This window comes from Methylolobus aquaticus, assembly GCF_054172105.1.
Genome location: NZ_JBSYXP010000001.1, coordinates 321539 through 341119 on the forward strand (window position 1 = coordinate 321539; position 19581 = coordinate 341119).

General features: G+C 64.6%; 22 protein-coding genes. 10 read left to right on the forward strand and 12 right to left on the reverse strand.

Annotated features, from left to right (window positions below):
• Positions 1-11 precede the first annotated feature (11 nt).
• From ACW73L_RS01470 to ACW73L_RS01490, 5 genes are all read left to right on the forward strand, one after another.
• Positions 12-1202, forward strand: coding sequence for a TadE/TadG family type IV pilus assembly protein (locus ACW73L_RS01470; protein WP_498919560.1), 1191 nt, complete (start codon positions 12-14; stop codon positions 1200-1202).
• Entirely contained in the window at positions 1202-1762 is a 561-nt protein-coding gene (locus tag ACW73L_RS01475) for a TadE/TadG family type IV pilus assembly protein (RefSeq protein ID WP_498919561.1), read from the forward strand. Before ACW73L_RS01470 ends, ACW73L_RS01475 begins: the two co-directional genes overlap by 1 nt.
• Positions 1759-2373, forward strand: a complete 615-nt coding sequence (locus tag ACW73L_RS01480; RefSeq protein WP_498919562.1) for a TadE family protein — start codon at positions 1759-1761, stop codon at positions 2371-2373. Before ACW73L_RS01475 ends, ACW73L_RS01480 begins: the two co-directional genes overlap by 4 nt.
• 213 nt (positions 2374-2586) lie before the next feature.
• Entirely contained in the window at positions 2587-2745 is a 159-nt protein-coding gene (locus ACW73L_RS01485; protein ID WP_162560095.1) for a hypothetical protein, read from the forward strand.
• Positions 2746-2805: 60 nt separating this feature from the next.
• Positions 2806-3219: a DUF423 domain-containing protein gene (locus ACW73L_RS01490; RefSeq protein ID WP_498919563.1), complete on the forward strand. Its 414-nt coding sequence runs from the start codon at positions 2806-2808 to the stop codon at positions 3217-3219.
• A gap of 10 nt (positions 3220-3229) precedes the next feature.
• Here ACW73L_RS01490 and ACW73L_RS01495 read toward each other — a convergent pair whose 3' ends face one another.
• A complete protein-coding gene (locus ACW73L_RS01495; protein WP_498919564.1) occupies positions 3230-3391 on the reverse strand; it encodes a hypothetical protein in 162 nt (53 codons plus the stop codon).
• A 139-nt stretch (positions 3392-3530) separates the two neighbouring features.
• Here ACW73L_RS01495 and pepN point away from each other — a divergent pair, with 139 nt between their 5' ends.
• Together pepN and ACW73L_RS01505 are read left to right on the forward strand one after the other, a co-directional pair.
• Complete coding sequence (pepN, locus tag ACW73L_RS01500; protein ID WP_498919565.1) at positions 3531-6185, forward strand: aminopeptidase N; 2655 nt, start codon at positions 3531-3533, stop codon at positions 6183-6185.
• Positions 6186-6228: 43 nt separating this feature from the next.
• Positions 6229-7257, forward strand: a complete 1029-nt coding sequence (locus ACW73L_RS01505; RefSeq protein WP_498919566.1) for a zinc-dependent alcohol dehydrogenase family protein — start codon at positions 6229-6231, stop codon at positions 7255-7257.
• A gap of 27 nt (positions 7258-7284) precedes the next feature.
• Here the strand turns inward: ACW73L_RS01505 and ACW73L_RS01510 are convergent, their stop codons facing one another.
• The gene (locus ACW73L_RS01510) at positions 7285-7854 is read right to left on the reverse strand and encodes a hypothetical protein (RefSeq protein WP_498919568.1); all 570 of its coding nucleotides are present in this window, start codon (positions 7852-7854) and stop codon (positions 7285-7287) included.
• 93 nt (positions 7855-7947) lie between these two features.
• On the opposite strand from ACW73L_RS01510, the gene ACW73L_RS01515 reads away from it, so the two are divergent.
• From ACW73L_RS01515 to ACW73L_RS01525, 3 genes are all read left to right on the forward strand, one after another.
• Positions 7948-9075 carry a lipocalin-like domain-containing protein gene (locus ACW73L_RS01515; protein WP_498919570.1) on the forward strand — a complete coding sequence of 376 codons (1128 nt, stop codon included), beginning with the start codon at positions 7948-7950 and terminating at the stop codon, positions 9073-9075.
• A 43-nt stretch (positions 9076-9118) separates the two neighbouring features.
• Positions 9119-10525: a c-type cytochrome gene (locus tag ACW73L_RS01520; RefSeq protein WP_498919572.1), complete on the forward strand. Its 1407-nt coding sequence runs from the start codon at positions 9119-9121 to the stop codon at positions 10523-10525.
• A 66-nt stretch (positions 10526-10591) separates the two neighbouring features.
• Entirely contained in the window at positions 10592-11239 is a 648-nt protein-coding gene (locus tag ACW73L_RS01525; RefSeq protein ID WP_498919574.1) for a DUF2231 domain-containing protein, read from the forward strand.
• 34 nt (positions 11240-11273) lie between these two features.
• On the opposite strand, the gene ACW73L_RS01530 is transcribed toward ACW73L_RS01525, so the two are convergent.
• The 10 genes from ACW73L_RS01530 to urtC all read right to left on the reverse strand — a co-directional run bounded on the left by ACW73L_RS01530 (position 11274) and on the right by urtC (position 19579).
• Positions 11274-11480, reverse strand: a complete 207-nt coding sequence (locus ACW73L_RS01530; protein ID WP_498919575.1) for a hypothetical protein — start codon at positions 11478-11480, stop codon at positions 11274-11276.
• An 84-nt stretch (positions 11481-11564) separates the two neighbouring features.
• Positions 11565-11960 (reverse strand): hypothetical protein, encoded by a 396-nt coding sequence (locus tag ACW73L_RS01535; RefSeq protein WP_498919577.1) that lies wholly within the window; start codon positions 11958-11960, stop codon positions 11565-11567.
• A 162-nt stretch (positions 11961-12122) separates the two neighbouring features.
• On the reverse strand, positions 12123-13157 hold the full coding sequence (locus ACW73L_RS01540) for a quinone-dependent dihydroorotate dehydrogenase (RefSeq protein WP_498919578.1): 1035 nt from the start codon (positions 13155-13157) through the stop codon (positions 12123-12125).
• Positions 13158-13162: 5 nt separating this feature from the next.
• Complete coding sequence (locus ACW73L_RS01545) at positions 13163-13918, reverse strand: (5-formylfuran-3-yl)methyl phosphate synthase (protein ID WP_498919580.1); 756 nt, start codon at positions 13916-13918, stop codon at positions 13163-13165.
• Positions 13915-14493: a DUF447 domain-containing protein gene (locus ACW73L_RS01550; RefSeq protein WP_498919581.1), complete on the reverse strand. Its 579-nt coding sequence runs from the start codon at positions 14491-14493 to the stop codon at positions 13915-13917. The genes ACW73L_RS01545 and ACW73L_RS01550 overlap by 4 nt, the downstream gene beginning before the upstream one ends.
• On the reverse strand, positions 14490-15896 hold the full coding sequence (locus tag ACW73L_RS01555; RefSeq protein ID WP_498919582.1) for a DUF6513 domain-containing protein: 1407 nt from the start codon (positions 15894-15896) through the stop codon (positions 14490-14492). The genes ACW73L_RS01550 and ACW73L_RS01555 overlap by 4 nt, the downstream gene beginning before the upstream one ends.
• A 434-nt stretch (positions 15897-16330) precedes the next feature.
• The gene (locus ACW73L_RS01560; protein WP_498919583.1) at positions 16331-16867 is read right to left on the reverse strand and encodes an urease accessory protein UreE; all 537 of its coding nucleotides are present in this window, start codon (positions 16865-16867) and stop codon (positions 16331-16333) included.
• A 104-nt stretch (positions 16868-16971) separates the two neighbouring features.
• On the reverse strand, positions 16972-17667 hold the full coding sequence (gene urtE, locus ACW73L_RS01565; protein WP_498919584.1) for an urea ABC transporter ATP-binding subunit UrtE: 696 nt from the start codon (positions 17665-17667) through the stop codon (positions 16972-16974).
• Positions 17667-18491, reverse strand: a complete 825-nt coding sequence (gene urtD, locus ACW73L_RS01570) for an urea ABC transporter ATP-binding protein UrtD (RefSeq protein WP_498919585.1) — start codon at positions 18489-18491, stop codon at positions 17667-17669. Before urtD ends, urtE begins: the two co-directional genes overlap by 1 nt.
• Complete coding sequence (gene urtC, locus ACW73L_RS01575; RefSeq protein ID WP_498919586.1) at positions 18488-19579, reverse strand: urea ABC transporter permease subunit UrtC; 1092 nt, start codon at positions 19577-19579, stop codon at positions 18488-18490. The genes urtD and urtC overlap by 4 nt, the downstream gene beginning before the upstream one ends.
• Positions 19580-19581: the final 2 nt, after the last annotated feature.

The following is a 19581-nucleotide window of genomic DNA, read 5'->3' on the forward strand; positions in this document are numbered from 1 at the left end:
CCCGCCTCAGGGTGCCCCGGACGTCATCGTCGCAGCGGGGCGTCTACGTCGTGCTGGTGCCGTTCGTGTTGATCGCCCTGTTCGGGCTGATCGGCCTGACGCTGACCTCCGGCTATGCCTTCACCGATCGCAGCAAGCTGCAGAACCTGCTGGATGCGATGGCCCTCGCCGGGGCTGCTCAGGTCAACATGATGAATGCCCGCGCTTTGCCGAATCAGCAGGACAAGTGCGCTGCCCCGCCGGTGAGTCCACCCACCGGTGTGCTCGGTGTGCGTCGCGCCGTGCTGAACGTGCTGCTGTATACGGCGGCCACCCCGGGCAACGAGGCGTTGGGCGCCGCGATTGCCGAAGAGGATGTCATCATCCAGTACGCCACCAGCCTGAGCTCGGGCGCGTTCTCCACGGCCTGTCCGCAGACGGATTCCTCCCAGCCGATCTATGTACGCATCCGGCTGAGGCAGCCGATCGACACGCCCATCGGATTCAGTGACTTCCTGATGGGCATCATCCAGCCCTGGCTGGTGGATGAACGCTACGATCTGCGGATTTCCGGCAGTGCCGTCGCCGGCCCGGCGGCGGCAGCGCCGGTGTGGGGTGACCGTTTCTTTCCGGTACCGTTGTTTGTTTGTGACCAGAGTGCGTCGGGGCCGATCGCAGGTTGCGGATCAGGCGTCGAAGGGAGCGACTGCAGCTACGGCTACGTGAAGCGCGCCGACTGCGAACTATCGAGCGATCCCGTCGGCACCACGGTTTGTGACGGGATAGTTCGTCAGGCCCAGAATCGCTCTCTACCGGTCGCTGCAGGGTTCACCTGGCTGCAATCCATGGCTGGTGTGCTGGGCGCTTACCCGAATTATCCTACGGCGGATGGTCGTATGTCCCTGGTCGAGCTTAATGTCCAGGCACAGTTGTCCGAGGCTTTGCGGAGCCGGCGTGAAAACGTTCCGTGGATGGTCGTTCCGGTACTCTCGTGCGGCGGTGAAGCCGGGTTCAGCGAACCCCTGATCGGTTACCTCTGTGTCGAGCTCAAGGGCGAGGCGGAGGCAGTGACGCTGCGTGTGGTTGATTCCGGATCAAGGCAGGGACTTTGCGGCGCGGGTCCCATAATCGGCCGCGTGGACTCTCGGCCGCCCCAGGACGGGCGGCTACCCCCGCTGTGGCGCATCGTGCTGTACAAGACCCCAGGCGCTGGCGACTCCTGATGCACGCACGCGTTCCACTGTCGCCGCGAGTGGACGCCGGCTCTCGCTGCAGATGCGCGCAGCAATCGGGCTCCGCCTTCATCGAGTTGTCTTTCGTCGTGTTGACGCTGTTCGTGTTGCTCGTCGGAACGGTCGAGTTGACCTTGCTGCTGCTGGATTACAACCGATTAACGAAGAACGTGCGCGACGCGGCCCAATTTCTGAGCAGCCAGGCAATCGACCCAGCCACCGCCGCCTGGCTGCCGACCTCCACTGCACTGGGCGTGGCCTATGGAGGCGGGTCACTGGAGCAAATCGTCGCCAATCTGGTCCATTGTGGTCGCGAAGCGCCATGCGCGAACCCGCCGGATGGGCAGTCACAGGTCACTGCCGAATTCTGTCGTGATCACGACGGTCTGAGCTACGCCATCGTGCAAGCGGAGTATCCCCATCCGTTCACTTTGTGGCCGGAGCGCTTGAGGACGGTTTTCGGAGAGTCGATCACGCTGCGCGCCAGTGCCATGACGCGTATCGCGTCGTTGGCCGGGGACAACCGCGCGGGCACGGCGTGTCAGCGGTGACGAACGATAGGGGCAACCCCCGCGTGGCCCGCGGGTCGGGGCCCAATCGCCAGCGTGGGGCCCAGGCCGTCGACTTTGCGCTGACCTTTTTTTCGTTCATCGTGATTCTCGTGGGCCTCGTCGAGTTGATCCGGGCGCTGTGGATGTGGAACCTGCTCGGCGAGGCGACACGACGGGCGGCCCGCGTGGCGGCCGTGTGCGACATCAATTCCCCGGCGATCTATCGTGCGGCCACGGACCTGCCCGGGCTCGGTCTGCAGGCGGGGAACATCGCCCTGACCTATCGGTATTGCGTCCCCTCGGCCCCAATGAGCACCAGCTGTGACGGCTTTAACGAAGTCGCTTTCAGCTCGGGTCAGCCTCCGGCTGCGGACCAGCAGGCCGCCATCCACGACTCTCCGCAAATCTTCGTTCGGGTTGGCATCAGGGACTATGCACCCTCGTTCATGCTGCTGTTCCCCTGGGAAGATCGGGACGACGGTGGGCGCGGCCTGCTTCGCCCACCGGAGACATTCCTGCGGCGCTTCGAGACGACATTGCCCGCCGAAAGCCTCGGCTGGAATCCTGAGGGCGGTGCGGATGGGCGCGGTGCGTTCGCCTCGTGCCCCTGATGTTGCTGTTGCGAGGCCACGGTCTGAATCGGTGTGGTCCGTAGCATCGCGACCGGCCGCACGCGGCGGCAGGAAAGCCGGGGAACGTTGTCCGCACACGGTTCGCGATTGACTATAAGCGTTTCCCTACGTATCTTTGAAAGCCTAATTCATTCGCCCATTTGTCAGCGCCGCCGCGGTTCCGACCGACAGTGGCCTCGCTATTGATCCCCAATGAACGTCATTTTCCCGATTGGCCTCTTTCTGGTTGGCCTCTACGCCTATCTCGACAGCAACGACAACTTCCTGATCGCCGTTGTCGTGATGTTCGTGATCTGGCTCGCTGCCTTCATTTTCGACCACTTCCGCCGGTTCTTCCCGAAGAGCGAATAGCCATGGCCGACCGGTTTGGCTCGATCCCGTCAAGCGCTGCTAAATCAGGGCAATAACGCAATGGGACCGGGCGGCATCGACGACGTCTGGCCATGGCGGGTGCGGCTGTTTGCGGCCATCACCGGCTTCGTCGGCGTGGCGATGGGGGCCTTTGGCGCCCACGGCCTGCGTGGCCAGCGGGAGCCTGAACTGCTGGCGGCGTTTCAGACCGGAGTTCAGTATCTGTTCTGGCACGCGCTGGCCTTGCTGCTGATCGCGGCACTGTGGTGCCGATCCCCCGATTCGAGCCTGCTGCGCTGGAGCGCGGCGGCCATGGCCGCCGGCATCGTGCTGTTCTCGGGCAGCCTCTTCGTGCTGGTGTTGACCGAGCAACCTTGGTTGGGCGCGGTCACGCCGTTCGGCGGCGTCAGTTTCATGCTGGGCTGGCTGCTGCTGGCTCGTCACTGCCTGCGCCTGTCGCGCACCGTCCCCTAGAACGAGCCGTTCACCGCTTCCGTTCGGCATACAGCCGCTGCACGACCTCCAGGAACCAGGACGGTCGCTGCAGGATCACATAAAGGCCGATGAAGCCGACGATGGGGAACGGCAGAATGTCGAGCACCATCAAAAGCAGAAGAACGACAAGGCACTTCAGTCGGGTGCTCATGGATAAACCTGTCCTGACACGCGGAAGCCGGCACGGTACTGCGCCATTCGGCCCAACGGGTTCGTGGCCGGTCAGGCTGCGGCACGAGGTCCGACGCCGGCCCGTATAATAGCTGCAATTCACCTCCGAGGTTGTTACCGTGCGCGAAGCGACGCCCCAAGCGATCTACCTGAAGGACTACACGCCACCCGATTACCTGATCGACACGGTGGATCTCGCATTCGATCTCGACGAGGCGGACACGCGGGTGACGTCCAGGCTGGCAGTGCGGCGGAATCCGGCCGGTGCCGGCGGTCGTCCGGCGCTCGAATTGGCGGGCGAGCAACTCGTGCTGGAATCGGTGAAAATCGATGGTTGCCTGTTGGCGCCGAACGAGTTCGCGGTGGGAGAAGAGAGCCTCGTCCTGTCTCGCGTACCGGATGCGCCCTTCGAACTCGAAGTCGTCACCCGCATCAATCCCGGTGCCAACACCGCGTTGGAGGGGCTTTATGCGTCGAACGGGATGCTCTGTACCCAATGCGAAGCGCAGGGTTTCCGCCGCATCACGTATTTTCTCGACCGCCCGGACGTGATGGCTCGCTACACCGCGACGCTGACCGGTGACCGCGACCGCTATCCGGTATTGCTGTGCAACGGCAACCGCGTGGAGGGCGGCGAGTTGCCCGACGGCCGTCACTGGGTCCGCTGGGAAGACCCGTTCAAGAAGCCGTCATATCTGTTCGCGCTGGTGGCCGGAAGGCTGGACTGCCTGGAGGACCGGTTCACGACGATGTCGGGACGGGACATCACCCTGCAGATCTTTGTCGAGGCGCACGACCGCGACAAGTGCTCGCATGCGATGGAGTCGCTGCACCGGGCGATGCGCTGGGACGAGGAGCGCTTCGGCCGCGAGTACGACCTCGATTTGTACATGATCGTCGCGGTCGGCCACTTCAATATGGGGGCCATGGAAAACAAGGGCCTCAACATCTTCAATACGAAGTACGTGCTGGCCCGGCCTGACACCGCGACCGATGCGGACTACGAGCACATTCAGGGCGTGATCGCGCACGAATACTTCCACAACTGGACCGGTAACCGCATCACGTGCCGCGACTGGTTTCAGCTGAGCCTCAAGGAAGGCCTGACGGTGTTTCGCGACCAGGAATTCACGGCCGACCACACCTCGCGCGGGGTGAAGCGGATCGACGATGTGAATCAGCTGCGCATCCGTCAGTTCGCGGAGGATGCGGGACCGCTGTCCCATCCGGTACGCCCCGAGTCCTATATCGAGATCAACAATTTCTACACCCTGACGGTCTATGAGAAAGGGGCCGAGGTCGTGCGGATGATCCAGACCTTGCTGGGGTCTGAGGGCTTCCGCAAGGGCTGTGATCTGTACTTCGCGCGGCATGACGGTCAGGCGGTTACCTGCGAGGACTTCGTGCGCTGCATGGAGGACGCCACCGGTGTGGACCTGACGCAATTCCGGCGCTGGTACAGCCAGGCCGGTACGCCGGAGTTACATCTGGAAGCTCAGTACGATGCCAAGGCTCAGGCGCTGGAACTGACGGTACGCCAGAGCTGCCCGGCGACGCCGGGTCAGCCGGTCAAGCAGCCCTTTCACATTCCGCTCGCGCTGGGCCTCGTCGGACCCGACGGGACCGATCTCCCGATCATCCTCGAGGGGGAGGGAACCGACGGGGGAAAGACCAACCGGGTCTTATCGGTCACCGAGCCGGTGCAGCGCTTTCGCTTCGTCGGTCTGCCGGCAGCGCCGGTGTTGTCGCCGTTGCGCGGATTCTCCGCGCCGGTGCGACTGCACATGCCGCGCAGCGAGCAAGAACTGGCCTTTCTGCTCGCCTATGACAGCGACATGTTCAATCGGTGGGATGCGGCCCAGGAACTGGCAGCACGAGCGATCATCGCGCGGATTCAGGACGGGCGGGACAGCGCGCGAACGCAGACGCTCGACGCCTGTCTCGTCGATGCGATGGGCCGGGTCGCCGCGGGAGAGCTGGACGACCGGTCTTATTGGGCCTTGCTGCTGACGCTGCCGTCGGAAGACTATGTGAGTTCGCTGCTCGAACGCGTGGATCCGGATGCGGTGCATGCCGCCCGGCAGGGTTTGCGACGCCGGCTGGCCGAAGATCTGGGCGCGCATTTCGAGCGTCTTTACGCGGCGCATCACTGCATCGAGTCCGGCCCCGCCGATGCCAGCTCCATCGGCCGGCGGCGCCTGAAGAATGCCTGTCTCGGTTATCTGATGGCACTCGAGACCGACGCTGCCTATCGACTGTGTTCTGCCCAGTTCGATGACGCAACGAACATGACCGATCAGATTGCCGCGCTGACGCTGGCCGTGAACAGCCATCATCCCGAGCGTGGGCCGCTGCTGGAGCGCTTCTACGAACAGTGGCGGGGAGAGGCGCTGGTGATCGACAAGTGGTTCGCGCTCCAGGCGTCCTGCTCGCTGCCGGATACGCTGACGGCGGTCGTGGGTTTGTTGCAGCATCCGGATTTCGATCTGAAGGTGCCCAATCGCGTGCGATCGCTGATCGGCATGTTTTCCCAGGCTAACCCGGTGAATTTCCATGCCAGGGATGGCCGCGGCTACGAATTCCTGGCGGATCACGTGATCGCACTGAATGCCTTGAACCCGCAGATCGCTGCGCGACTGGCCGGCGCGCTGACGCAGTGGCGGCGGTACGACGAGCAACGCGCCACGCTGCTGCGGGCGCAATTGCAACGGATCGCCGGGACTCCGGGCATCTCGAAGGATGTCTACGAGGTGGCTTCCAAGGGGCTGGCTTAGCACCGGTTTCAGGGCGGAGCGGTTTCGCGCGGGAGCATCTGCGATGCGGGCGATGGTGCTGGATCGGGTTGGGAAGGTGACCCCAGACAGTCGGCCGCTGGCCTGGCGCGAGGTGGCCGAGCCTGAACTGCGGCCCGGTGACGTGCTGGTGCGGGTGTCGGCCTGCGGCGTGTGCCACACCGAACTCGATGAGATCGAAGGGCGTCTGACTCCGCCATCGTTGCCGGTCATTCCGGGGCATCAGGCGGTTGGCGTGGTCGCTGCGTGCGGCATCGGAGTTCGTGATCTGGCGGTCGGTGACCGGGTCGGCATCGCGTGGATTTACTCGGCCTGCGGCCAGTGCGCGCATTGTCTGGCCGGCGCCGAGAATCTTTGCTCCGAGTTTCGGGCGACCGGCCGCGACGCGAATGGCGGCTATGCCGAGTGCATCGCGGTGCCGGCGGCGTTCGCGCATCGCATACCACCGGTCTTTTCGGATGAGGAAGCCGCGCCGCTGCTGTGTGCCGGTGCGATCGGATACCGTTCCCTGGCTCTGACCGGCCTGCGTGACGGAGGTCGCCTCGGGCTCACGGGCTTTGGCGCGTCGGCGCATCTGGTACTCACGATGGTCCGGCATCGCTTTCCCAACGCCGAGTCGTACGTGTTCGCCCGCAGGCCGGAGGAGCGTGCCTTTGCGCTCGAGCTGGGCGCGGTCTGGGCCGGCGATACCCTGGACCGTCCACCGGTCCGGCTGGATGCGATCATCGACACGACGCCGGCCTGGCTACCGGTCGTGCAGGCCCTGCGAAACCTCGAGCCGGGCGGGCGCCTCGTGATCAACGCGATCCGCAAGGAAGAGGGGGACAAGGCCGAGTTGACCCGGCTCGATTACCCGCGGGACCTGTGGCTGGAAAAGGAGATCAAGAGCGTCGCCAACGTTACGCGTGCCGATGTGCGCGAGTTCCTGGACCTGGCAGCGACGATTCCGATGCGTCCGGAGGTGGAGATTTACGATGTCGTCGATGCGAACCGGGCGCTGATCGACCTGAAGCTGAAGCGTGTGCGCGGCGCCAAGGTCCTGCGGATCGCCTGAACGCCATGCCGGCCGCTGGGACGACGACTACTCACCGAGCGCACGCCGGAAGCAGTAATCGAACAGCAGTTGCCACTCCCGGAGCTGGATTTTCCGACACAGCATCTCCGTTGGGGCGCGGCCGAGCCGGCTCGCTTCGCACAGGTCGATGAAGGCGCCGGGGTCCCATTGTTTCTGTTCGATGAGAAACCTCGCCTCGGGCTGCTCAGCCTCGGCCAGTGCCTGGTCACGTGCCATCTGCCGGAGCTTGGGGAAGATCGGATGTTTTCCCACCCGGTCGAACCAGTACCGGCTGTTCCAACTATCGGGTTCGCGGCGGTGTAGGATGCCATGCCAGTAACTGCCGCTCGGGGTAGCGATGTCCTGGCTGATCCGGTGGCTTTCGTCCAGGAAGTCGTGATAAAGCCAGATACCGGCAAGACAGCATTGCGCCATCGCGCGGTCGACGATGGGTTTCGGTCCGAAAGCCGTCGCGAGGTCCAGTTGCTCAAGCAACGGACGTGCCTCGGCATTCGGGCGGCCGGGTCCGAGCGCCATCAGGCGCTCCTCGCTGAACAAGGCCGCGATACGCGCGTCTTCGGACGGGATTTCGAACATTTCTCGGCCCCTTGCTGTCGTAGCGTAGTGTGAAGTTAAACCGCCGTCGGGCACGCTGGCAAGCCGCTTGCTCCGGGCTTCGGAAACGAATCGGTGAGCCATAACCTTAACTGGTCGCGCCACCCTGCACGCTGGGTGCTGGCCGCCTCGCTCGTCGTGGCCGGCTGGGTGTCGTTTTCCCATTGGGGGCCTGAGCCGCCGGCAGCCAGGGGTGATCTGTCCGCCGTGTTGAGAGCGTGGGACCGGGAGACCGCTGGTGCCTTTCCGAAACCGGCTTCCGAGCGCGGCCAATTGCGATTTCCGCGTGAACACGGCGTCCATGACGACGTCCCGTTCGAAGTCTGGGACACCTTCATGCGGCTGACGTCGGAGCAGGGCACGCTCTGGCTCCGCGTGCGCTTCGTGCGTCTAGCCGCCGCTGCGCGCGCTCCGAACCGAGGCTCGGCCTGGGCAGCCAGCGAATTCCTGCGGGCCGAGCTGACACTGGTTGCTGGCGCACCTGCCGCATCGGTGCATGTGGTCCGGAACAGCCGCGTCGCTCTGGGCATCGCGGGGCGGGCCAGCGACCCGCCGAAACTCTGGATCGACGGCGACCGCCTGGCGTGGGTTCGTGCCGACGCCAGCGGCGACCAGTGGGAACTGGTGCTGCACGAGAGCGAACTGCAGGCGAGGTTGCAGTTGACGTTGGCACCGCCACGGGTGACGTCGGGGGATACGGAGTTGCCGGGAGGGCCCTGGACGGGCTACCTGCATCCGCATATGGCGGTATCCGGCGAACTCACGACGGCCGACGGAGCACGGCCGGTGCTCGGTACCGGCTGGTTTACCCACAACTGGGGTCCTGTGCCGCCGGTTGGTGGGCAGGTGAGCTTCGACCGCTGGCTGTTGCAATTCGACCAAGGGGATGCCCTGGTCCTGGTGCAGACACGGCGGCGCGACGGCAGTGCCCCCCCATCGTCACGCGTCGTCTGGATCGCGGCGGACGGCCAGATTCGAACGCTGGATCGCCCTGTGGCGCAGGTAAAGACGGGCATGCGTCGTCCCGACGCCTGGAGCTTGATGACGCCGGATGGCCGGACCCGTTTAAAGCTGGAAGCGACGACGAAGTCAACCGACGACACGGCCACCGACCAGGGCATGTCGATCCCCGTGCGTGTGGAAGGTCAGCATGACGGGCGGCCGGTGGCCGGATGGGGTGTCATTGACGTCGGCTCACCCTGAGCCGCAATTCCATGGCCTGGACTCAATTCTGACGGAGGGCATCGTGAACGCAACTGGGCGAGCAACCTCGATCATGGCGGTGGTTCTGCTGCTGTCCGCTTGCGCCCCGGAAGAACCCGCGGTGCGTACGTCGCCTACAGGAATAGTGCCCGCGACGCCGCAGCGGGCCGGCAGTCCGGACCAGGGTTACCGGGCACTGGTCAACGAAGCCTATATCAGCTGCGGCATGCCGACCGCGGCCTGGCGTAAGACCCTCGGCCCCGCCCCTCCGGAACAGCGGCTGCCGGGGCGTGCTCCGGGCAACGAGGAACTGCCGTACTCTCTGACGCGCCATCGCACGCCGGTGGGCGCAGATCTGGTCGTCAGCAACTGCCTGGCCTGCCATGCGTCGTTCTTCAATGGCCAACTCGTGGTCGGCCTGGGCAACGAGAACCTTGATTTCACCGAAGACGTGAGCGAACGCGCGGAGGCGGCCGGTGCCTACGTGGAGGCCGCAGCCGATGTCGCCGAATGGAAACGCTGGGTCAATGTCCTGCGGGCGACGGCGCCCTACACGACGACCGATACCGTTGGCGTGAATCCGGCCATCTCGGCGACGCTGGCCTTGCTGGCGCACCGCGATCCAAAGACGCTCGCCTGGTCGGACACGCCGTTAATGGCGCCGCCGCCGCCGACACCGGCGGCCACCAGCGTGCCGCCCTGGTGGCGCATGGGCAAGAAGCATGCGATGTTCTACAACACCGAGGGGCGCGGCGATCAGGCGCGCATCATGATGCTGGGCGCGTTGCTGTGCGCGGACGATGTCGCGACCGTCAAGGCCATCGACGCCTACGCACCCGACATCCGGGCCTATCTGGTCAGTCTGAAGCCACCCCAGTGGCCCTTCGGCGTCGAGGGGAAACTCGCCGAGCGCGGTCGCGCCGTGTTCGAGCGGACCTGCGCCGGTTGCCATGGAACCTATGGCGCGTCACCGACGTATCCGAACCTCGTTGTGGATCTGGCGACTATCGGTAGTGATCCCGCGATGGCCCGCTTCGCCGCCGGCGGCGAGGGCGATCGGTTCAGCCGCTGGTTCAACGGCTCCTACTACGGCGAAGTGGCGGAATCGGCGCCCGCGATGGGATATATCGCCCCACCGCTGGACGGGGTCTGGGCGACCGCACCGTATCTCCACAACGGTTCGGTGCCTACGCTGGAGCTGCTGCTCGATAGCCCGCGCCGCCCCGCCTACTGGACGCGGTCGTTCGATTCGAAGGATTACGACCCAGCGACCCTGGGTTGGCGCTTCCGCGAATTGTCGCACGGCAAGGCTGGGGCCGAGGATCGTGAAGAACGCAAGCGAATCTACGACACGACGCTGCCGGGGTATTCGAATGCGGGACATACCTTCGGCGATGGGCTGACGGCTGACGAACGGCGCGCCGTGCTCGAATACCTCAAGACCTTATGACCCGGTCAGTACCCGCCGGGCGATCCCCGGGCGCCAACCCAGCCCCACAACCCAGAGACAGGCCCGATGAATGATCTGATCGCAGAGTGGATGCCCGGCTTGAATGCGATGGCCAACGTGCATCCGGTGCTGGTCCATCTACCGATCGCGCTGTTGTTCGGCTATGTCGTGTCCGCGCTGCTGGCGCTGGTGACCGGAAAGGAATCGCTGCGAAATGCCGCGGTGTGGATGCTGTACTTTGGTACCCTCGGGGCTGCCGCTACGGTGGTGACGGGGTTGCTGGCAGCGGGTAGCGTCGAACACGACGAAACCGTGCACGAACTGATGGAGGCGCACGAGCGCTTCGGACTCGCCGTGTTGGGATTGGCGGTGCTGCTTTGCTTGTGGAACGTATGGGTGGGCCGGCGCCCCGCACGGTGGGGGCGTGTTCTCGAACTCGTTGGTGGCTGCGGGCTGCTGGTGCTCATCAGCCTCGGAGCCGATCTTGGTGGGATGATGGTCTACGGCCATGGGGTCGCCGTAGTGACCCGCTCGGATCAGCCCGTCGAGGATTCAGCGTGGACCATGCTCCCAGATCTTCCGCCCGGGGATGCGCCGGCTGAGGCGTTGCCCCGGGATGCGGCCGGGGCAACGCCTCAGCCGCCAGCCGCCGGCCACCGCCATTCCCACTCACATGCCCACGGTCACGGGCATACGCACCAACATAAACATTGAGAAGGGGGCCATTCTCGGGAGTGCAGCGACACGCTTAGGCCTCGAAGCTGTGTCCCGCGGTACGGGACGGCATCGGGGTTTTACGACGCCAGCCACGCTCGCGGTAAATCAGGTAGAGAAACAGGCCCATCAACCCGGTCAGGGCCCAATACTTGATCCAGAAAAGCAGCTTGAGCTTGGCAAGAAAACCGGGATGACCCGCCAGGTAGGCGTTGAAACGGCTGAGGAAGTCTCTGAGCATAGCCTATCTCTCCGCGGTTTCGACCATTCAGGTCGGGTTTGGCTCGATCATCAAGGCATCAGCCCACCATGACTCACCTCGCTGTCAAGGCTGAACGTTTATGTAGAACGCGGTGAACCCCGCGCATCCTCCTGGGCTCTGGCCTTTGGCGGTGATGCGAACCTTGCCCGCCTGGCTGATCGGTGCCGGGGGTAGCACATTCACCTGCAGATCACCGCTACGGAGCGGTGTGATCTGGGTCGGCACAGCGGCTCCATTGATTTCCACCACCAAGGTACTGGCGTCGGTGTCGGAAGCGAGGAAAGCGAACTCCGACAGGGAGGGTACCGTCGAACCGTCAACCGGCACTGGCTTCAGGAACTTCGGATCATCACAGCCGCTGCTGCCGCCACCGCCTCCACCATAGGACCATGCGGCACTCTGAAACCCTACAGTGCCCAACAGGGCGACGACAGAAAGAATACGGCGCGGAGTAAACATGCCTGATCTCCTCTTGCTGGCTAACGGCGCGACGGTAACCGCGGGGGGATAGTGCGCAGGAGGTCCCCCCTCCTGCTCACTATCCATTCCCGCAACGTCTAATTTGAGAATACGGTGGGCCAAGGGTTCCCCAACCCGTCCGGCTTGCGAGCGCGGCGCGCTTCAGCGCAGCGCCGCGACGATTTCGCTGACGATGGCCGGGCCACGGTAGATCAGCGCGCTGTAGACCTGGACCAGGCTCGCGCCGGCTTCCATCTTGGCGCGCGCGTCTTCGCCCGAGAACACCCCGCCGCAGGCGATGATCGGTAGGCTTCCACCGAGCAGATCGGCCAGTTGCGCGACGATCGCGGTCGACCGCTCCCGCAGCGGCCGGCCGCTGAGCCCGCCAGTTTCTTCCCCGTGGCGTAGACCTTCGACGCCGCTACGGGATGACGTCGTGTTGCCGGCGATGATCGCATCGAGTCCGTGCTTGCGGACTGCGCCGGCCAATTCACGCAGTTCTGGCACCTCGAGATCCGGGGCGATCTTCACGGCGATAGGGACGGTCCGGCCGTGCGCTATCGCCAGCGCTTCCCTTTCCGCCCGCAAGCCGGCCAGCAGTCGGTCGAGATGCGCGCCGCGTTGCAGGTCCCGCAGGCCGGGTGTATTGGGGGATGAGATATTGATCGCGATGTAACCCGCCACCGGATACACCTCGCGGAGGCACGTCAGGTAGTCACCGAGCGCCTCTTCGACCGGCGTCGACAGGTTCTTGCCGATGTTGATGCCGAGCACGCCTGGGTATCGGGTTTTCCGGACACGTCCGACCAGCTGTGCGACGCCCTGGTTATTGAAACCCATCCGGTTGATCAGCGCCTCGGCCGGCGGGAGCCGGAACAGGCGGGGCCGTGGGTTGCCGGGCTGGGGACGCGGCGTGACGGTGCCGAGTTCGATGAAGCCGAAACCCAGCGCACCGAGGCCGTCGATGCAGTCGCCATCCTTGTCCATCCCGGCGGCCATGCCGACCGGATTGTCGAAGCGCAGACCCATGACGTCGCGCGGCAACGACGGCACGCGCTGTCTCACCGGATTCAAGGATCCGAGCGCGGCGAGTGCCTGCAGGCTGGCCAGGCTCCAGTGATGGGCGGTCTCGGGAGCGAGCTGGAACAACAGCGGCCGGGAGAGTCGATAGGCAGCGGACAGGAGCTTCGGGTGCATGGGTCTCAGATCTCGACGGGGGATAGGGGCGATGCCGGGGCCATGACGGGAAAGCCGCGGGTCCGTTCTGAAGGCTTGTCGATGTTGCCGCGCACGGCCATCCCGATGTCTTGCAGCAGGCCAGGGTCGATGCGCTGTGTACGTTGATGTCCGCGACACAGCGCGCCGCGAAAGCCCAGATAGTCGGGCTGCAGGGGTAACAGCGCCGGGATGTCCTCGGTGCGTAGCGAACCGGCCAGCCCACACAGGAGGCCTTGGCTTCGCACTTCCGTGACGAAGCGCGACAGCGACTGGAGCGAGCAGATCTCGGTCAGGGAACCGCGCGTCTTGTCGGCCGTGTCCAGCATGCAGCCGGCGAAGCCGGCCCGAGCCAGCATTCGGGGAAGCTCCGCGCTGGGGGGGTGATCGCCGAACAGTACCGCGACCAGCTGTGGGCCGGATCGGGCCAGGGGCTCCAGCGCCGAGAGCGTGCCCGCGAGGTCGCCGCCAGGGAAGAAGCCGAGCTTGACGTAGTCGACGCCGGTCGCGGCCATGGCGCGTGTCGCCGTCAGGATGCGCGCAGGCTCCAGCGGCAGGTCGCCGATGGTAGCGCTGATGCACTGGGAGTCTCCCAGGCGGCGGACGATCTCCGTCACGTCAGCGACGTCCAGTGCTCCAAGGGCGCCGTGCTGGGGCGCTTTCAGATCCAGGATATCGACCGCAGCGGCCGCGGCGATCCGAGCTTCTTCGAGGTTCCGGACGCTGGCGAGAAAACCGGTCATGCCGACACCGCACTGCCTTCCGCCTGCCGCCGGTGCTCGGCGATCCGGTCCGTCAGCCAGCCCCAGGCTTCACGTTCGCGCGGGCCTGCCGTCTTGTCCATGCCGATCTGCAGATAGGCCATCTCACGCTCGATCTTCTCCGCGGGCAACATGCGGAGGCGGCTGACCAGGATGGCGGCCTCGAGGACCGCGAACTGGGCGCGGTTGAAACCCCGAAATGCCCGGTGATGAGCTTCGTGCACGGCACGGCACAACAGCGTGGGACGTGTGTCGTCGTCTCCGATTTCGATGACCTCGACCTCGATGTGAGCCAGCGTGTCGCGCAGGCGACTGCCCGCGATCCGAGCGGCCGGGGCCAGCGGCCAGTCCCGCCGTCCGGTCAGACAGCCGGCGAAGATACGCACGTCATCGGTCATGTTGATGACCGCGCAGCCGGACGCAAGCAGGTTTTCGAGGGTTGTCGAAGGGCGGAAGGGCATGATCAGGTAGCCCGCGTCCACGACATGGACACCCATCGGGGCGATGTGGCACGCGCCGCCGGGTACCTGACTCGTGACGATGGTTTCGAGGATCATTCGTCGTCCTTTGCTTTGCGTTGCAGGGTCGTGCCGGCCTGCTTGTAGGCATGCAGATCCACGCCGGTCGAGGTGTCGTCGTTGGTAGCGCAGCCCCAGCGCAGCGGCTCGTCCTGCGTGTATCGCTTGCCGAGCAGCCAGGCGATCTGGGCGCGGGCTAGCTCGACACCGAGGTAGAAGGCATGCCCACCGTCCTGTTCGACCCCGAGTTCGGGAAACAGCGCGAACGGATCAGTGGCGGTGTGCAGGCCGTTGCGGTTGAAGATGTGCATGCCTTCGCTGCTGACTTGGATACGGTAGCTGGGATCGTGAATCGCTTGCGCCAGGGCGCGGATTTCGTCCGCGGAGTAGGGGAAGGGCGAGCGTTCGTGCAAGGCCATCAGACCGTCGTCAATGAGTTTCGGCAGTGTGCCGAGGCCGGCGGCCGCATGCATGATGCGCCGCGCAAGGTCGGCTTCGGCGACTGCGCGTCGGGCATGCTTGCTGACCTCGGTCGCGAGGATCTGGTTGATCCCGAGCTCGGAACAAACGCCCAACAGGATAGCATTGATGCCCGCGGTATCGGCGTGCGTCAGCTCGGTCAGATTGCCGACCCCCATCATGATCTCGGCGTCCGGGTGCCGCGCGCGCGTGTCCCTGTAGCGCGCCAGCGAGTCGGTGAAACCGAAATGGATAGGGTCTAGGATCGGGTCGAGAATGAACGGCCGGCCGCGGCCTTCGAGTGCGGCTGCGGCCCGCGACAGCGAGTCGAGATCGCCGTGGGTCTCCGGTATCAGGATGGGCGTCGCGGCAACCTCATCGGCGATCCACAGCGAGCTTTCGTGCAGGCTCAGCAGATAATCGGCCCCGGCGCGACCGCCACGCAGCAGATCGTCGTCTTCCAGCGAGTCGACACTCACCTGGAACCCCTCCGCTTTCAGTGCCCGGACCGACTCCTCGAGATGGGGGAAAGGGGTTTCGGGCAGGCAACCGAGGTCGATGACGTCGGCGCCGTCGGCGCGATAGGCTGCGGCACGGCGGCCAATATCCTCGACCGAGAGCCGGGGCGCGTCGGTGATTTCGGCGAAGATCCGCAGGCTGTAATGGCTCAAGTCCGGCTTGCGGGCCTTACGGCCGAAGAATTCCGGCAGATCGCGCAATTCCTCGGGACCGCGCTCGAAGCGGATGCCGAGATCAGCGGACAGCTGGTCGAGGTCGCCCCGACAGCGGCCGGGCACGAGCACGCGGTCGGCGCCGAAGGTGTCCTTCAGCCGTCGCCGGATCATGTCGGCCGTCATCAGCGCGGCAACACTGACGCCGAGTTGGTGCACCGTGTAGGTGAATTCCGGCTGGATCTCGGCCAGCACTTTCCGGAGTTGTGGTTCAGCCAGCTTCCCGGTCAAAAAAAGGACATGGCCGGTCATCGGCGCGAGCAAGGTCTTGCTTGCGGTTTGAGGCCCGTGTCCTTGCAGGGAGCGGGCAGGCCCGTGGTTCCGGGGTGGTTCATGAAACCGTGATATCCGGCGATTGCCGTCCGGTCTGATGCGGCGCCGATCGGAACGGGCAGGGGGTAGGGAAACGGCTCGCAGCTCACCCCGACGGGTGATCCGTGGCGTGGCGCAGTACCGCGTTATGTCGCGATGGTATCAAAACAGACCGGCCGCTGCCCATCGCTGCCTTACTGTAGTTGCTGCAGGCGGGTACGCGGTGCCGGCCGATTGCTGTGTCGTCCCTTTACCGGGGCGGACGTCTACGCAGGGATTTGCTCTCGTTCGATAAAGCTCCCCCGACCAAAGCTCTCCTGACCGTATCCTGCCCGCACTGTCTGCAGTGGGGCATCAAGCGGCTGGGGCCGGCCTCACAAGCGTTGGGCCGAACCCGGAAAGCCCGCTCGGTGCCGAGCAGAGGCGCCAAGGCGACCCATGGTGGAGAGCCCGACCCAATTCGAGGGTTTGCGGTAGGGAGGCGTCTCGACGACCGTCGGAGGCGCGGGTTCCGGCGTGAACGGCGCGGTCTCCTCGCGGACCTCCAGACCCATCGAGCGCAACAGCTCGTTCAAGAGGTGATCATAGGGATAACGTATTTCGCCGGTGCCGATCTGCAGTGGCACACGGCGGCTGCCCAGTTGGTGACCGATCCGTGCCAGCAGGCCCTCATCGTCAATCCGGACTATCGAAACCGCTTCGCGGGCCGCGCGCACCCGGACCACAAGACCCTCGTCGCCCAGCAGGCAGTCGCCGTTGCGCAGCACCGAACCCCGAGCCAGCACCACACCGACTTCACGGCCGCTGTCGAGCTGCGCCAGGAAGCGGCTGCGCTGACGCTCGTCGAAAGGGAGAGTGAGCGTGTCGCTCGCCTGGGCCCCGTTGCTGGCAAAACAGGTCAGCTTCAGCATCTTCGGTAGTCATCCCGGTAAGTCAGGTTCAGCACGTGTCCTTGTCCGGCGGCGGTCCCGGCACTTTTCATCGGCCCGCGCTCGGCGGGGCCAGCCGGGCGCCGTCAAACGGACAGAAACCGTTGCACGATGTCATCGTTCAGGTCGCCCATCGGTCCGGACGCAACGTTCCGACCCTTCTCCATGATCACGAAATGGTCGGCAACGCGGCGGGCGAACGGCAGTTTCTGTTCGACCAGCAACACCGTCACCCCCATTTCCCGGTTGAGCCGGATGATCACGTCCCCGATCTCACGCACGATGTTGGGCTGGATGCCTTCGGTCGGTTCGTCGAGGATCAGCAGCTTCGGATCGATCACCAGCGCGCGACCGATCGCAAGCTGTTGTTGCTGTCCGCCCGACAAGTCCCCCCCGCGCCGGTGCAGCATGGTCTTCAATACCGGAAAGATCTCGAACACCTGGTCGGGTATCGTCTTCCGGCGGTCCGCTCGCGCCGTCAGGCCGATCCGCAGGTTTTCCTCTACCGTCATCAGCGGAAAGATGTCCCGTCCCTGCGGTACGTACCCGATACCCAGGCTGGCACGGGCTTCAGCCCTGACCTTGGTCAGGCTCTGGTCGAGCAAATCCATCGTTCCGGATTTTGTCGGCAAGAGCCCCATGATGCATTTCAGCAGTGTGGTCTTGCCGACGCCATTCCGGCCCATAAGGCAGGTGCATGCCCCCCCCAACACGGTCAGGTCGAGATCCCACAGAATGTGGCTCTCGCCGTAAAACTGGTTCAATCCTGTGACTTTTAGCATCAGGCCCCCAAATAGACTTCGATGACCCGTTGATCCTGCTGGACTTCATCCATCGACCCTTCGGTCAGCACGGAGCCTTCGTGCAGCACGGTGACCTTGCGAGCAATGGAACGGACGAATTCCATGTCGTGTTCGACGACCACAACGGAATGCTTGCCCGCCAGTGACAGCAGCAGCTCGGCAGTGCGCTCGGTTTCCTGGTGTGTCATGCCGGCGACCGGTTCGTCCACCAGCAACAGCTTCGGCTTTTGCATCAGCAGCATGCCGATTTCCAGCCACTGTTTCTGACCATGGGACAAGGATCCCGCTCGCTGCCGGCGCTGTTCCGGGAGACCAATCGTCTGGAGCACGTCTTCGATGTCGTCGCGTTGCGCCCCGCTCAGCTTGGCGAACAGCGTGGGCCAGGTGCGTTTATCCGTACGCATCGCCAGCTCCAGGTTCTCGAAGACACTGAGTTCCTCGAACACGCTGGGTTTCTGGAATTTTCGCCCGATGCCGGCCTGGGCGATCGCGGGTTCGTCGAGTTCGAGCAGATCGATGATCTGCCCAAAGAAGGCGGTGCCGCGGTCGGGCCGTGTCTTGCCGGTGATCACGTCCATCATCGTCGTCTTCCCGGCCCCGTTGGGCCCGATGATGCACCGCAACTCACCGTCGTCAATGTAGAGCGTGAGCTGGTTCAGTGCGCGGAACCCGTCGAAGGTGACGCTGATGTCTTCGAGGTAAAGAATTGGGCCGTGCGTGGTATCCAGGCGAGGATCCGCCACGCCATCGGTGGCGGACGCCGGGCCGGCCGGGTTCGTCGTCAGTACGTGCGCGCCGGTCATGCTCTTTCTCCGCGCCGCTGGCTCAGCAGTCCGATCAGCCCGTTCGGCAGGAACAGGGTCACCAGGACGAACAGCGCACCCAGGGCAAACAGCCACACTTCCGGCAGAATTGCCGTGAACACGGTCTTGGAGTAGTTGACCAGGATGGCGCCCAGCACCGCGCCGTAAAGCGTCGCCCGGCCGCCGACCGCTACCCAGATCACCAGTTCCAGCGAATTCAGCGGGGAAAACTCACCGGGATTGATGATGCCGACCTGCGGTACGTACAGGGCACCCGCGAGGCCGGCGAGCACGGCGGAGAACACGAAGATCCAGAGCTTGAACCACTCGACGCGGTAGCCGATGAAACGGGTGCGCGATTCGGCGTCGCGCACCGCCACGACGACCCGGCCCAGTTTCGAACTCACGACGAAGCGGCAGGCGATGTACGCGAGCCCAAGGCACAGGGCGGTCGTCACGAACAGGAACACTCGCGTGCCGTCAGCCTGCAGGCTGAAACCGAGTATGTCCTTGAAATCAGTTAATCCGTTGTTGCCGCCGAAGCCCATTTCGTTGCGGAAGAAGGCCAACATCAGGGCGTAGGTCAGGGCCTGGGTGATGATCGACAGATAAACACCAGTGACTCGGGAACGGAAGGCCAGCCACCCGAACACGAAAGCCAACGAACCGGGCACGAGCAGGACCATCAACGCGGCGAACCAGAACCGGTCGAAGCCCAACCAGTACCAAGGCAGTTCCGTCCAGTTCAGAAACACCATGAAATCCGGCAGCAGCGGATTGCCATAGACGCCGCGGTCGCCGATCTGCCGCATCATGTGCATGCCCATCGCATAGCCGCCCAGTGCGAAAAACGCGCCATGGCCCAGGCTGAGAATGCCGCCGAAGCCCCAGACCAGATCCACTGCCAATGCCAGCAGCGCATAGCAGAGGTACTTGCCGATCAGGCCCAGCGTGTAAGCGGAAATATGCAGGGGCGATGTCTCCGGCAGCAGCAGATGGAGCGCGGGAAGAAACACACCGACCAGCACCAGTAGCGTCAGAAAGACCCGGCCACCGGCGTCGCGTCCGAGCAATACGGAAATACCCATGT